The 12,965-nt window shown below is 75.5% G+C and carries 13 protein-coding genes; 5 read left to right on the top strand and 8 right to left on the bottom strand.

Going from position 1 to position 12,965, the window contains the following annotated elements:
* Nucleotides 1-7: 7 nt before the first annotated feature.
* Together IPL61_33320 and dusB are read right to left on the bottom strand one after the other, a co-directional pair.
* Nucleotides 8-1,045: a sigma-54-dependent Fis family transcriptional regulator gene (locus tag IPL61_33320; GenBank protein ID MBK9036073.1), complete on the bottom strand. Its 1,038-nt coding sequence runs from the start codon at nt 1,043-1,045 to the stop codon at nt 8-10.
* Complete coding sequence (gene dusB / locus IPL61_33315; protein ID MBK9036072.1) at nt 1,045-2,106, bottom strand: tRNA dihydrouridine synthase DusB; 1,062 nt, start codon at nt 2,104-2,106, stop codon at nt 1,045-1,047. Before dusB ends, IPL61_33320 begins: the two co-directional genes overlap by 1 nt.
* A gap of 114 nt (nt 2,107-2,220) precedes the next feature.
* Here dusB and IPL61_33310 point away from each other — a divergent pair, with 114 nt between their 5' ends.
* Nucleotides 2,221-3,309 (top strand): CapA family protein, encoded by a 1,089-nt coding sequence (locus IPL61_33310; GenBank protein MBK9036071.1) that lies wholly within the window; start codon nt 2,221-2,223, stop codon nt 3,307-3,309.
* Nucleotides 3,306-3,785, top strand: a complete 480-nt coding sequence (locus tag IPL61_33305) for a hypothetical protein (GenBank protein MBK9036070.1) — start codon at nt 3,306-3,308, stop codon at nt 3,783-3,785. The genes IPL61_33310 and IPL61_33305 overlap by 4 nt, the downstream gene beginning before the upstream one ends.
* Here IPL61_33305 and IPL61_33300 read toward each other — a convergent pair whose 3' ends face one another.
* The 3 genes from IPL61_33300 to IPL61_33290 all read right to left on the bottom strand — a co-directional run bounded on the left by IPL61_33300 (nt 3,786) and on the right by IPL61_33290 (nt 6,475).
* Complete coding sequence (locus IPL61_33300) at nt 3,786-4,289, bottom strand: NADAR family protein (protein MBK9036069.1); 504 nt, start codon at nt 4,287-4,289, stop codon at nt 3,786-3,788.
* Between the two features lie 617 nt (nt 4,290-4,906).
* Complete coding sequence (locus IPL61_33295) at nt 4,907-5,638, bottom strand: molybdenum cofactor guanylyltransferase (protein MBK9036068.1); 732 nt, start codon at nt 5,636-5,638, stop codon at nt 4,907-4,909.
* 138 nt (nt 5,639-5,776) lie between these two features.
* Nucleotides 5,777-6,475 (bottom strand): hypothetical protein, encoded by a 699-nt coding sequence (locus IPL61_33290; protein MBK9036067.1) that lies wholly within the window; start codon nt 6,473-6,475, stop codon nt 5,777-5,779.
* A gap of 225 nt (nt 6,476-6,700) precedes the next feature.
* Between IPL61_33290 and IPL61_33285 the strand changes: the two genes are divergently transcribed.
* Nucleotides 6,701-7,447: a serine/threonine-protein phosphatase gene (locus tag IPL61_33285; GenBank protein MBK9036066.1), complete on the top strand. Its 747-nt coding sequence runs from the start codon at nt 6,701-6,703 to the stop codon at nt 7,445-7,447.
* A gap of 13 nt (nt 7,448-7,460) precedes the next feature.
* Here IPL61_33285 and IPL61_33280 read toward each other — a convergent pair whose 3' ends face one another.
* Nucleotides 7,461-8,801 carry a sigma 54-dependent Fis family transcriptional regulator gene (locus IPL61_33280; protein MBK9036065.1) on the bottom strand — a complete coding sequence of 447 codons (1,341 nt, stop codon included), beginning with the start codon at nt 8,799-8,801 and terminating at the stop codon, nt 7,461-7,463.
* A 32-nt stretch (nt 8,802-8,833) separates the two neighbouring features.
* Here IPL61_33280 and IPL61_33275 point away from each other — a divergent pair, with 32 nt between their 5' ends.
* Nucleotides 8,834-9,709, top strand: a complete 876-nt coding sequence (locus tag IPL61_33275; GenBank protein MBK9036064.1) for a serine/threonine protein kinase — start codon at nt 8,834-8,836, stop codon at nt 9,707-9,709.
* A gap of 64 nt (nt 9,710-9,773) precedes the next feature.
* A complete protein-coding gene (locus IPL61_33270; protein MBK9036063.1) occupies nt 9,774-10,727 on the top strand; it encodes an MOSC N-terminal beta barrel domain-containing protein in 954 nt (317 codons plus the stop codon).
* An 85-nt stretch (nt 10,728-10,812) separates the two neighbouring features.
* On the opposite strand, the gene IPL61_33265 is transcribed toward IPL61_33270, so the two are convergent.
* Both IPL61_33265 and IPL61_33260 read right to left on the bottom strand, forming a co-directional pair.
* The gene (locus tag IPL61_33265; GenBank protein MBK9036062.1) at nt 10,813-11,583 is read right to left on the bottom strand and encodes a MerR family transcriptional regulator; all 771 of its coding nucleotides are present in this window, start codon (nt 11,581-11,583) and stop codon (nt 10,813-10,815) included.
* Between the two features lie 20 nt (nt 11,584-11,603).
* The gene (locus IPL61_33260; GenBank protein MBK9036061.1) at nt 11,604-12,788 is read right to left on the bottom strand and encodes a fatty acid desaturase; all 1,185 of its coding nucleotides are present in this window, start codon (nt 12,786-12,788) and stop codon (nt 11,604-11,606) included.
* Between the last annotated feature and the right edge of the window lie 177 nt (nt 12,789-12,965).

Here is a 12,965-nt window from a genome sequence, read left to right as displayed (position 1 = left end):
GCCGTGTTCAATCGTCGAGCGCGCGGTCCTCGCGGCCCTTGCCGCGGCGGGCCACGCCCAGCGCGTCGAGCTTCTTGCGCAGCGTGTTGCGGTTGAGGCCCAGGATCTCGGCGGCCTTGAGCTGGTTGCCGCCGGTCTTCTCGAGCACCAGCGCGAACAGCGGCCGCTCGACCCGCTCGACCACCTTGTCGTAGAGATCGTGGAGCGGGTACCCGTCCATGCGCTGGAGGAAGCCGCTCAGCTTGGCCTGGACCACCTCCTCGAACGACAGGTCCTCCATCGGCACGCGCTCGGCGACCACCGGCAGCACCGCGTCGACGTCGCCGGCCTCGATCCGGCTGCCGGTCGTGCGCAGGACCAGCCGGCGGCACAGGTTCTTGAGCTCGGCGACGTTGCCGGGCCACGGGTACTTGACCAGGCGCTCGTGGGCGCGGGTCGAGACGGTGAGCTTGCCGCGGCCGGTGTCGTCGCCGTAGCGGCGCACCCACCGCTCGACCAGGGTCGGGATGTCGCCGCCGCGATCGCGCAGCGGCGGCACGTCGATCCGCCGCGCCGCCATCGGCTCGTACAGCTCGGTCGTCAGCATCTTCGCGGCGACCGCGCGCTCGAGATCGAGATCGGCCGAGCCGACCACGCGCACGTCGAAGACCTCGCCCGAGGAGTCGGGGCGGCGCTCGCGCTCGGGCGCGCGGATGGCGCGGCGCAGGGCCCGCTGGCCCGAGGCCTGGACGTCGCACACGTCCTTGACCAGGAGCGTGCCGCCCTGGGCGGCGCGCAGCACCCGGCGCGCGCGCTCGCCGTCGTCGCCGGTGTCGCCGCCGCCGGCGGACTCGAAGGTCGGGCGGACCGCGACGAAGCGGCCGGCGCGGCGCGGGCTGGCGACGTGCAGCACCCGCGCCACCAGCTCGCGGCCGGTGCCGTGCTCGCCGCACACCAGCACCGGTCCGTCGGAGTCGGCCATGCGCTCGATCGTCGCGACCACCGCGCGCATGGCGGGGCTCTCCGCGACCAGGTAGTCGCGCGGGTTGGTGTCGGGGCGCACCATCAGGCGGCGTCCTCGACGCCGCCGGCGCCGCCGTCCATCTCGGCGCGATCGGCCTCGGGCGCCAGGCCCAGGCTGGACCGTCGGTCGAGCAGCCCGGCGAAGTAGGCCTCGCTGGTCGCGATCGCGGCCTCGACCCCGGGCGCGGCCCAGACCTCGATCCGCAGGCGGTTGCAGCCGTACAGGCCGCGCGCGTACCACGCGCACGCCTTGCGGACCTCGTGCAGCACCCGGGGCCCGCTCTTGAGCTCGAGGATCAGGCCGACGTGGCGCCGGAACACGTCGCGGCGCTCCTCGATCGTCGGCGGTCCGGGATCCGGACGACCGGCGGCGACCGCGCCGATGCGCGCGAACAGCCACGGGTTGCCCATCGCGCCGCGGCCGATCATGACCGCGTCGCAGCCGGTGGCCTCGCGCAGCCGCACGAACCCGGCCACGTCGGTCACGTCGCCGTTGCCGACGACCGGCACGTCGCGCGGCACCGCCTCGCGCACCAGCCGGATGATCTCGTGCTCGCTCGAGCCCGCGAAGCCCTGCGTGCGGGTGCGGCCGTGGACCGTGATCATCCGGGCGCCGGCCTCGACCAGGGCGCACGCGAACTCGGGCGCGTTCTTGTGGGTCGCGTCCCAGCCGGCGCGGTGCTTGACGGTCACCGGGACCTCGGGCGGCACCGCCGCGACGACCGCGCGCACCAGCCGCTGCGCGACCTCGGGCTCGCGCATCAGCGCCGAGCCGCACTCGCCCGCGACGACGCGCTTGGCCGGGCAGCCCATGTTGATGTCGACGAGCGACGCGCCGATCGACACCGCCATCTGCGCGGCGATCGCCATCCGCTCCTCCTCGCGCCCGAAGATCTGCACGCCGAACTGCCGCCCGCCCAGGCTCGCGGTCATCTTGCCCTGCGTGCGCTTGTCCCCCACCGCCAGCGCGTGGGCGCTCAGGAACTCGGTGATCGTGAAGCCCACGCCGTGCTCCTCGGCCACGGTCCGGAACGGCAGGTCGGTGACCGCGGCCATGGGCGCGAGCACGACCGGCGGATCGACGACGATGGGTCCGACGCGCATGGGCCGGCGAAGATAAAGGATCGGGTGCCCAAGGCAAGCGCCTTCCGGGTGCGGCGCAGGGTAGCGGTCGGTGACCGTGGACGCGGCGGCCCGACCATGGGCAAGATCGCATGGATGCGGGGCCTCCGACCCAGGCTGGCCGCGGCGGCGGCGGTCGGGCTCGGGCTCGCGCCCGCGGCCCCGGTCCGCGCCGACGAGCTGACCCTGGCGTTCGTCGGCGACGTGATGTTCGGGCGCTACGTCCCGGGCGGGTTCGCGCCGATCGCGGCCGAGCAGGACGATCCGTTCGCGACCGTCGCGCCGGTCGTGACGGCGGCCGACCTGGCGTTCGCCAACCTGGAGACCCCGGTCATGGCGGCGCCCCCGGCCACGAGCCCGTGGGGGACGCGGATGCGATTCGTCGCGACGCCGCCGCGGGTGGCGACCCTGGCCGCGGCCGGCTTCGACGTGGTGTCGGTCGCCAACAACCACCACTACGACCTGCGCGCGCGCGGCGTGGCCGAGACCCCGCGCCACCTCGCCGCGCTCGGCCTGCGCGCGGTCGGCGCGGCCCAGCGGCGAGCGCCGATCCGGATCGAGACGATCGAGCGCGCGGGCTGGCGGATCGCGGTCATCGCCGCGACCACGGTCCGCAACGGCGAGCAGCGCCCGGGCCAGCCGCGCTTGCCCCACGTCGACGAGCGCCGGCTGGCGAGGACGCTGGCGCCGCTGGTGCGGCGGGCGCGCGGCGATCACGACGTGGTGATCGTGCTGATGCACTGGGGCCGCGAGTACGCCGAGGTGCCGTCGGCCGGGCTGATCAAGGCGGCGCGGGCGCTGGTCGACGCCGGGGCCAGCGCGGTGATCGGCGGCCACCCGCACGTGCTGCAGCCGTTCGAGCGCTACCGCGGCGCGGTCATCGCGTACTCGCTCGGGGACTTCCTGTTCGACCACACCCGCGCCGATCGGCGCCTGGGCGGGGTGCTCACGCTCGGGTTCACGCGCGCCGACGCGGTGTGCCTGGCGTCGGCGCTGCTGACGCCGATCGTCCACGCGCCGACGCCGGCGCCGCACCCCGACCTGGCCGTCGGCGTCGACGGCGACCTCGTGCGCGCGCGCGTGACCCGGCTGTCCGCGGCGGCGCCGTTCGCGACCGCGTGGACCGACGACGGCACCGGCGCGCTGAGCGCGCCGGGTGCGTGCCCTGGTACCGTCGCGCCATGAGCTACCGCGACGACGTCGAGGCGCTGTTCCAGCGCGCCCGCTCGCTCCAGGCCGAGGTCGATCGCCTGCAAGCCGCGCTGGCGGCGCGCCCCGCGGCCGACGCCCCGGTGGCGCGGATGACGCCACCGCCGGCGCGCCCGCCGCGGATCGGATCGCCGCCGCCGCGGGTCGAGCGCGCGCCGGTGCTGGCCGACGGGATCATCGCCGACGTCGAGCGCGCGCTCCGGCGCAGCGCCTGGCTGCCGCCCCAGGACGAGGCCGCGGCGGTGGCGGCGACGCCGGTCGAGCCCGGCCGCGACGATCCGTACTACGGCGTGCTGGTCGCGCGCCTGACCGAGACCGAGTACGTGTTGATGATGCGCGTGCTGGACCTGCTGGCCGACGACGACTTCCGGCCGGCCGCGGTCGCGCGCAACCAGGCCGCGTTCGATCAGCTCGCCGCCGAGCTGCGCGCGCGCCTGGCCCGCCCGGGCTGATCAGCCGGCGGCGGCGGCGGCCGCGAGGTCGTCGCGCAGGCGGGTCAGGACCTGACCGAGCAGGTTCAGGCCGCGCCACTTCGCCGGCACGGTCGCGTGCGGGCTCGACGACGCCAGCCCGATGCCCCAGATCCGATCGAGCGGGCTGGCCTCGACCAGCGTGGTCCCCGCGGTGGCCAGGAGCGCGGCGTGCAGCGCCGGCGCCTGCGTGAACTTGGCGTGGTTGCCGGCGTAGACGATGGCCTCGCGCGCGACCTTCCAGCGGTGGTCGTCGAAGCCGCGGACCTTCCGGCCCAGGGCCTTGTGCGCGCGCGGGTCGTCGATCGCGAGGATCTGCGCGGCGACGTCGGCGTCGTCGAACAGCCGGGCCTTGCCGTGCATCATGAACTGCTCGGCGCAGGTGAACGCGTGGCCGTCGACCGTGAACGCGCACGGGTGCCACTGCGAGAACGGCGAGTCCGGTCGCCAGAAGAACGTGAAGCCCGCGCGGGTCTCGGTCGGCATAATGGTGTCTATATGACACTAACGAGGACGGCGCAAGCACGATCGTAGATCGGCCGTCGCCGCGGCGCGTTGACTACTCCATCCCCGCCGCCACCAACCGCTCCACGCCCCGAGGACCTCATGCACCCGCTCCGCTCGCTCGCCCTCGCCACCACCCTCGCGCTCGCCGCCTGCGCCCCGCGCGGCCCGGCCGCGGTCACGTCCAGCGACGGCGGCCGCGTCACCGCGCCCCAGGCCGCCCTCGATCGCGCCGCGGTCCGCGCGCGCCTGGCGGAGCGCCGGCAGGAGACCTTCCAGCGGTTCCTGGCCTACCGCGAGGCCCGGCTGTATCCGCTCAGCCCGGGCCCGGGGCGTCAGCACATCTGGCTCGACGCGCGCGGGTACCTGTGCGCCGCCGCGACCATGATCAGCGCCGACTGGGGCCGCGACGCGACGATCGCCGCGGTCGCCGGGAACCTCGCGATCCGGATCGCCGACGTCCGCACGGGCGCGATCGCCGACTGGATGCTGACCTCGGGCCTGACCCAGCACGAGCTGGTCGCGATCCAGGTGCCGGGCTTCCAGGACGAACCCGTCGAGGTGCGCCCCGGCCCCGAGGTCGCGAAGATGTACCCGCTCTACATCGAGGTCGAGCGCCAGATCACCTCGCAGTGGGACGCCAACCTCGACCTCGCGGTCGACCGGCTGATGGCGCGCCCGGCCCTGGCCCGGGCGTTCCTGGCGGGCCGGCTGCCCGCGGCGCCGAGCGCGCCGAGCGCGCCTACCGAGGCGGCAGCTCCGTCGGTCGGTTGATGTTGGTGAAGCACGCCAGCGTCGGATCGACCGCGCGCACCGCGGCCTCGTCGACCCACGCCACCGGCAGCGCCCGTCAGCGCCGCCGCGACCTTGTAGTCGCCGGCCGCGAGCCGCGCCGCCAGCGCCGGGTGCGCGCGCCGGTGCCACAGCGCGCACAGCGGCTCGGGCCAGCCGCCGATCGTCGCCGCCACCGCGTCGACGTCGGCGCGCGCGCGCGCGATCAACAGGTCGAGCACCGCCGGGGCCAGGTGCGGCATGTCGCCAGCGACCGCCAGGAGCCACGGCGTGTCGATCGCCGCCAGCGCCGCGACGATGCCGGCCAGCGGCCCGGCGTCGGCGACGCCGTCGATCACCTCGCGCAGATCGTCGGCCAGGCCAGCGCCGGGCTCGGCCACCGCGACGATGATCTCGCGCGCCCGCGGCGCCAGCACCGCGCGCTGCCGCGCCAGGATCGTGGTGCCGTCGATCTGGAGCAGCGGCTTCACCACGCCGCCCAGGCGGCGGGCGCGGCCGCCGGCCAGGATGCACGCCGTCAGGTCGGAGCGCGTCAGCACGCGCGCAGCCTACCCGATGTGGCGCCGCGCCCGCGTGGCCGCCGCCTGCGCGCCACCGACTCGCGGCTGGATCGCCTCCACGCCGCCTGGGCGCCGTCGACGCGCCACCAACTCGCGGCGCGATCGCCCGCGCGCCGCCTACTCGACGCCGTACAGCTCCTTGAAGGTCGCGCCGTAGCGCGCGTGGGCGTCGTCCTTCACCGGCGCGCCGTGGGCCGAGATCAGGTGCTTGTAGGTCAGCGCCTGGAGCCGCGCGAAGTCGCTCGCCTGCGCCTGCGACGCCTGGCGCCAGCCCGGCCCGACGTTGCACGGCTTGATGAACCCGATCTGCCCCATCGTCGCCGCGCTGGTCTCGTCGAACCACTCGTCGGCCTCGGCCCAGTTCTGCAGGCTGTCGCAGCTGATCAGGATGCCGCCGTCGCGGTCGATGCGCAGCACGCCCTCGGGCTGCTTCGCGGTCTCGTACACGAACAGCGACGCGCCGGCGAACGGCGTCGCGCCGCCCACGACCAGCTCGACGTCGGTGGCCTTGCCGCTCTCGTGGACCGCGCCCGGCAGCGCCCACAGCCGCGCCTGGTAGCGATCGACGTAGAACGCGTCGTCGATGCCGTGGAACGCGCCGATCTTGACGACGTGCTTGACCCGGCCGAGCTGGTCGAGCGCCGCGAGGCCGGCGTCGTCGAGGCGGACGGTGTTGATGAGCGTCAGCTCGTCGCCGTCGCGCACGACCGTCATGTTGCGCGAGAACTGCCAGGTCTGGCCCTGGAACGTCGGCCGCGAGGTGCCGGTGACCAGGAAGACGTCGGTGAAGACCTCGGCCAGCGAGCCGTGCGGCATGACGGGGGTGTGCGTGTACATGGCGGCGATGCTACTGCACCGCGCCGCGCGGCGCCGAGCCCGCCGACGCCGGGCGGTCATCGGTCGGCCACGCCGGCGACCGCAGCGCGGGTGGCGACACCCCAGCCCCACCCGCGCGGTCGGGTCGATCGGGGTGACGACGCACCGGGCGGCGTTGCGATCGCGGGCGGTTGCGATCGGCACGGCGCGCGCACTACCGGGGCCATGCAGCTCGAAGCCTTCGCCGTCACCGCCACCGGGCGCCGCGCCCACAACGAGGACGCCGTGTGCGCCCGCGCCGATCTCGGCCTGTTCGTCGTCGCCGACGGCATGGGCGGGTACGAGGGCGGCGAGATCGCCAGCCAGGTCGCGGTCGCGACGATCGAGGAGCTGGTCGCGCGCACCGCCGCCGACGCCGACGTCACGTGGCCGTACCGCGCCGACGTGCGGCTCGATCCGATCGCCAACGAGGTCGCGGTCGCGACCCGCCTGGCCGGCGCCCGGATCGCGGCGCGGCGCACCGGCGTGCTGGCGCAGATGGGCTCGACGGTCGCGGTGCTGCGCATCGACGGCCGCCGCCGCCTGGTCGCGATCGGCCACGTCGGCGACAGCCGGATCTACCGCCTGCGCGCGGGCGCGCTCGAGCCGCTGACCGTCGACCACTCGCTGTGGGCCGAGCTGGTCGCGGCCGGCGCCGAGCCGGTCGAGCGCGACGCGTTCCCGTACAAGCACGTCGTCACGCGCGCGCTGGGCACGCCCAGCGGCGAGCCCGAGGTGCGGCTCGAACCGGTGCTGGCCGATGACGTCTACCTGCTGTGCAGCGACGGCCTGTCGGAGGTGCTGGCGCCGGCGGTGATCGCCGCGCACCTGGCGCAGCCGCCAGCCCGGGCGGCCGCGACGTTGGTCGACGTGGCCTACGCCGCCGGCAGCCGCGACAACATCTCGGCGGTGGTGGTGCGGGTCGTGGCGTGACGGTGGCCGGCGCTCACTCGTCGTCGGCGCCGTGGTCGTCGAGCAGGCCGTGGCGGCGCGCGAGCGTGCGCAGGTGCTTGCGATCGAGGTCGGCGGCCCGGGCGGCGGCCGCGACGTTGCCGTCGGTCCGCGCCAGCAGGTCGGCCAGGTAGCGGCGCTCGAACCCGTGCACGACCAGCTGCTTGGCGTCGGCGTAGGGGAGGTCGGTGCGCACCGGCAGCGGCTCGTCGTCGGCGCCCGCGGCGGGATCGATCCGGATCGGCAGGTCGGCGAACGCGCGCGCGCCCGGCGTCAGCGCCAGCGCCCGGTCGAGCACGTTGCGCAGCTCGCGCACGTTGCCGGGCCAGGCGTGGGCCATCAGCCGGTCGAGGCCGGGGCCGCTCGGCGTCGGCGCGTCGAGCCCGCGCGCGCGCAGGATCGCGGTGGTCAGGATCGCCAGGTCCTCGCGCCGGGACCGCAGCGGCGGCAGGCGCAGGCGCACGACGCCCAGCCGGTACAGCAGGTCGGCGCGGAACCGCCCGGCCGCGACCTCGGCGTCGAGATCGTCGCGCGCGGCCGCGACCACGCGCACGTCGACCGCGCGCTCGCGATCGCCGCCGAGCGGGCGCACGACCCGCTCCTCGAGCACGCGCAGCAGCCGGGCCTGGACGCTCGGCGGCACGCGGCCGAGCTCGTCGAGGAAGATCGTGCCGCCGTCGGCGCGCGCGAACAGCCCGCCCCGGGGCGCGGCCGCGCCGGTGAACGCGCCCTTGACGTGGCCGAACAGCTCGGAGTCGAGCAGGCCCTCGGGCAGCGCGCCGCAGTCGACCGCGACGAACGGGCCGCCCCGCCGCGGCGACGCGTGGTGCAGCGCCCGCGCGACCAGCTCCTTGCCGGTGCCGGTCTCGCCCTCGACCAGCACCGTCACGTCGGCGCCGGCGACGCGCTCGAGCACCGCGAACACCTCGCGCATCGCCAGGCTCTCGCCGACCAGCTCGCCGAACCGGCGCGCCTGGCTGGGCGCGAGCTCGAGCGGCTGGGCCTCGGGCTCGATCCGCACCGCGGTGCGGCCGAGCTTGAGCGTGGCGCCGGCCGCGACGTGGGCCTCGGCCACGCGCGAGCCCTCGAACCAGGTGCCGTTGGTCGAGCCCAGGTCGCGCAGCCGGAAGCCGGCGCCGTCGGCGGCGAGCTCGAGGTGGCGGCCCGACACCCGATCGTCGGACAGCACCAGCCCGACGTCGCGATCGGTGCCGATCACGATCGCGCGGTCGCCGACCTTGCAGGCCCGGCCGCGATCGGGCCCCTCGATGACGACGACCTGGCAGCGCGGCGGCCGCGGCGGGCCGTCGAGCGCCTCGCTGAACACGGTCGCCACGCGCGCGGTCGCCACGCCGCTATCATATACGCATGAGCGCGCGCAGCCTCGGCCCCTACCGCCTCGAGCGCCGCCTCGGCCACGGCGGCATGGCCGAGGTCTGGCTGGCCGTCAGTTTCGGGGCCAGCGGCTTCGAGCGCCGGGTCGCGATCAAGACGCTGCTGCCCGAACTCGCCGGCGACGCCGACCTCGAGCGCGCGCTGATCCACGAGGCCTGCGTGAGCGGCCAGCTCGCGCATCGGAACCTGGTCGCGGTGCTCGGCCTCGGCGTCGACGCCGGCCGCTACTACGTGGTCATGGAGTACGTCGACGGCGGCGATCTCGACCGCCTGACCCGGGGGCGCGCGCTGCCGCTGCCGCTGGCGCTGCTGGTCGTCGAGGAGCTGGCGCTCGGGCTCGACCACGTCCACCGCGCCGTCGACGCGCGCGGCCTGCCCCTGGGTCTGGTCCATCGCGACGTCAGCCCCGGCAACGTGCTGGTGTCGCGCGCGGGCGAGGTCAAGCTCGGCGACTTCGGCATCGCCAAGGCCACGGCGCTGGCCGATCGCACCGGCGGCCTGCGCAAGGGCAAGTACGCGTACATGTCGCCCGAGCAGCTCGGCGGCGAGCCGCTGACGGGCGCCAGCGATCAGTTCGCGCTCGCGGTCACGCTGGTCGAGCTGGCCACGGGGCGGCGCCCGTTCGACGGCGACACGCCGCTGACGACGATGGCCAACGTGCGGCGGGGCGAGGTGCCGCCGCTCGACGCGCTGCCGCCGGTGGTCGCCGCGGTGGCGCGGCGCGCGCTGGCGCCGGCGGCGGCCGACCGGTACGGATCAATGGAGGCGCTGCGGCTCGCGGTCGCGGCCGCGCGGCGCGCGCTGCCGCCGGTGGCGCCGCCCGACCTGGCGCGGTGGCTCGCGGGCTGAGCCGCGCGGCGCGCGTCGATCTCGAAGGCGCTGACCCGGGGCCCACCTGATAGAGTCGGACGTGATGGAGATCGGCACGGTCGAGGAGCTCTGGCGCTTTCCGGTGAAGTCGATGGGCGGCGAGCGGCTGCCCACCGCCCAGGTCGGTGACCGCGGGCTCCACGGCGACCGCTTGTGGGCCGTGCGCGATGAGGAGCTGGGCGTGATCACGCACGCCAAGCGGCTGCCGATGCTGCTGATGTGCGCGGCGCGGTTCGTCCGCGAACCGCCACCTGACGTCGGGCCCGACTCGGTGCCGCCGGTGGTCGTGACCCTCCCCGACGGCACCACGGTGACCTCCGACGACGCCGCGGTGCACGCGCGCCTGTCGGCGGTGGTCGGCCGACGCGTCACGCTGCAGGCGCTGCGCCCCGCGAGCGACCGCGCGCACTACCGCGCCGCCAAGGCCACCGCCGACGGCATGCGCGGCGAGTTCGCGATCGAGCCCGGGCAACCGCTCCCCGACTTCTCGATGATGCCGCTGGGCAAGCTCCTGGAGCTGGGGCGCTACGCCACGCCGCCCGGCACCTACTTCGACGCCGCGACCCTGCACGTGATCACCACGGCCAGCTTGGCGGCGCTGCGCGACCTGGCCGACGCCGACTTCGATCGCCGGCGCTTTCGCGCCAACCTGGTCGTCGCCACCCCCGGCGCCGCAGCGCTGCTCGAGGCGACGTGGAGCGGCGGCCGGCTGGTCGCGGGCGGCTGCACCGCGGCGATCGAGTGCCCGACGCCCCGTTGCTCGATGCCGACCCGCGCCCAGCCCGAGCTGCCCGCCGCGCCGGTGGTGATGCGCACGATCGCGGCCCACGCGCAGCGCTGCGTGGGCGCCTACGCCACCGTGGTCACGTCGGGCCCGGTCGCGGTGGGCGCCCCGGTCACGTTCGAGCCGGCGCGCACCAGCCGCGTCGGCGCCTGGGGCCGGGCCCGCGCCACCGGGCTCAAGCGGCGCTTGCTGCGCGCCGCGATGCCGAAGTGACGGCGCGGCCCGCGCGACGGCGCCGCGCCGAGGGCGTCGGTGGCTCGCGAGCTGAGCCGCGCCCAAGCCCCTGACCAGCCGCGCGTCAGGAGCGCCGGCGCTTGCGGCCGCGCAGCGCCTTGATCGCGCCGGCCTCGAGCAGGCGCCGCAGCTCGGCCTCCATCTCGCGCGCGAACAGCACCTTGACCGCCTCGATGCCGAGCGGGCGCAGCGTCGCGAACGTGGCCTCGGGATCGGCCAGGGCGACGCCGCCGTCCTTGATGCCGTCGACGAACAGCTCGACCAGGTCCTTGACCGCGCGGCCGAGGTGCTTGCGCAGGACCTCGGCCGAGCGGGTCGCGGTCGGCAGGTCGATGCCGGCGCCGGCCAGCTTCATCGCGATGCCGAGCAAGGCCGGGCTCGCCACCAGGTAGACGTCGCCGTGGCGCGCGATCAGCTTGGCGCGGACCAGGTCGGCGACCAGCCCGGGCCGCTTGCTGCCGGTCAGCGCGTACAGGCCGGCCTCGTCGACGGTGCGGGCCGAGTCGTCGGCCCACGGCGCCTGGACCTCCTGCTCGATGCCGAGCCACTCGGCGAGGTCGAGCTCGCCCTTGTCGATGCCGGCGACCAGATCGCGGATCGCGTCGATGCGCAGGCCGCGATCCTGGAGCTGCGCGATCAGCTTGAGCCGCTCGACGTGGGCGTCGCCGTAGTACGCGACGCGCCCGCGGATCTCGGGCCGCATCAGCGCGCCGCGGGCCTGGTAGAAGCGGATCGTGCGGGTCGGGACGCCGACCTGCGCGGCCAGCTCGTCGATCGTCAGGGACGCGGCCGGCGCGGCGGGCGGCGGCGGCGCGGGCGGCGCGGGGGTCGGCATGCCTGGCGCTAGTAGTAGCATCACGCGGCCTCGCGCAGCACCGCGCGCGCGCCGTCGGCGCGGGCCAGGTGCTTGATGTGCCGGAGCGCCTTGGCCAACGTGCGGCCCCAGGTGTCGCTCTTGTAGGCGAAGCCGTGGCGGGCCGCGATGGCCCGGACCTCGGGCGCGATCTGCCGCAGCCGCGGCGGCGGCAGCGTCGGGAACAGGTGGTGCTCGATCTGGCGATCGAGGCCGCCGCACAGGATCGACACCGGCGTCGACACCTCGAAGTTGTTGGTGGCCTCGAGCTGCATCGCGTACCAGGCGCCGCGGCTGGCGGGCTTGGTGCCCTCGGGCCAGCTCGCGACGTCGCCGCCGACGTGGCCGCAGTAGATCGTCGCCGCCGAGTAGACGTCGCGCAGCACCTCGGCGACGACGTTGCCCGCGAGCACCTTCCACCACAGCGGGCCGGCCAGCGCCGGGTACAGGCCGTAGTTCTTGGCGTAGTACGGCACGTACTTGCGCAGCGCCTTGTGCCAGGCCGCGCGCACGCTCGCCGGCGAGCGGTCGGGCAGGACGTCGAACCGGCCGGGCAGGCCGTTGTCGGCGAGCGCGTCGGCGACGCCGGTGAAGTGCAGGTTCATGCCGAACGTGAACGTCGGCACCAGCGCCAGCAGGTACCAGGGCTGGCGCGCGTGCCCGGGCCGGTGCGGCGTCTGCGCGGTGAGGCGGATCGGCCCGAAGTGGATGTCGGGGTCCTTGCCGGCGACGTTGGTGTTGCCGTGGTGCTTGTGGTTGTGGCCGGCGCGCCAGGCCTCCTCGTCGATCGGCACGTCCCAGGCGTAGCCGTCGCTGTGCCAGCGCTCGGCGCCGGGCAGCTTGTCGTAGGCGCCGTGCAGCGCGGTGTGGCCGAGCTCGGTGGCCTCGAGCTGCTTGTGCAGCCACAGCGCGACCACCCCGGCCGACCACGTCACCGGGTCGAGGCTGACGTGGATCAGCACGCGCCCGATGACCTCGGCGGCGGTCGAGATCCGCTGGACCGAGCGGACGTGGGCGAGGTCGTCGGCGCCGAGCTGGGCCATGACCCGGGCCTTGAGGGCGTCGAGGTCGGCGCCGAGCGCGCGGTGGCGGGCGGCCAGGGCCTCGTCGCGGGTCGGGCGCGGGGCCGGCGGCGGCGTGAACGGGGGCGAGGCAAGATCGTGCGACGCGACGAGTGCGGACGTCATGGCGACTCCTGGACAGGGCAGGCGAGCGCCTCCGCTGCGGGCGACAGGCCCAGGCAGCACGGCACTCAGCGATGAGTCATTGATAACTGTGACACCGTGCGGTGTCAAGATGAAAACTCACGCGCCGCGTCAGCACGCTCCGGGCGCGCCCCATGGCGGCGGCGACCTGCGCCCGCC

The sequence above is a fragment of the Myxococcales bacterium genome, assembly GCA_016717005.1.
Taxonomy (GTDB): Bacteria; Myxococcota_A; Polyangia; order Haliangiales; family Haliangiaceae; genus UBA2376.
The sequence above is the reverse complement of the archived record's forward strand: the minus strand, read 5'-3'. Positions and strand labels throughout refer to the sequence as shown.

Coding starts and splice junctions, on each gene's coding strand:
- IPL61_33270 (MBK9036063.1), top strand. CDS start 9,774: ATGGAGATCGGCACGGTCGAGGAGCTCTGGCGCTTTCCGGTGAAGTCG.
- IPL61_33310 (MBK9036071.1), top strand. CDS start 2,221: ATGCGGGGCCTCCGACCCAGGCTGGCCGCGGCGGCGGCGGTCGGGCTC.
- IPL61_33320 (MBK9036073.1), bottom strand. CDS start 1,045: ATGGTGCGCCCCGACACCAACCCGCGCGACTACCTGGTCGCGGAGAGC.
- IPL61_33275 (MBK9036064.1), top strand. CDS start 8,834: ATGAGCGCGCGCAGCCTCGGCCCCTACCGCCTCGAGCGCCGCCTCGGC.
- IPL61_33285 (MBK9036066.1), top strand. CDS start 6,701: ATGCAGCTCGAAGCCTTCGCCGTCACCGCCACCGGGCGCCGCGCCCAC.
- IPL61_33260 (MBK9036061.1), bottom strand. CDS start 12,788: ATGACGTCCGCACTCGTCGCGTCGCACGATCTTGCCTCGCCCCCGTTC.
- IPL61_33290 (MBK9036067.1), bottom strand. CDS start 6,475: ATGCCGCACGGCTCGCTGGCCGAGGTCTTCACCGACGTCTTCCTGGTC.
- IPL61_33305 (MBK9036070.1), top strand. CDS start 3,306: ATGAGCTACCGCGACGACGTCGAGGCGCTGTTCCAGCGCGCCCGCTCG.
- dusB (MBK9036072.1), bottom strand. CDS start 2,106: ATGCGCGTCGGACCCATCGTCGTCGATCCGCCGGTCGTGCTCGCGCCC.
- IPL61_33300 (MBK9036069.1), bottom strand. CDS start 4,289: ATGCCGACCGAGACCCGCGCGGGCTTCACGTTCTTCTGGCGACCGGAC.
- IPL61_33265 (MBK9036062.1), bottom strand. CDS start 11,583: ATGCCGACCCCCGCGCCGCCCGCGCCGCCGCCGCCCGCCGCGCCGGCC.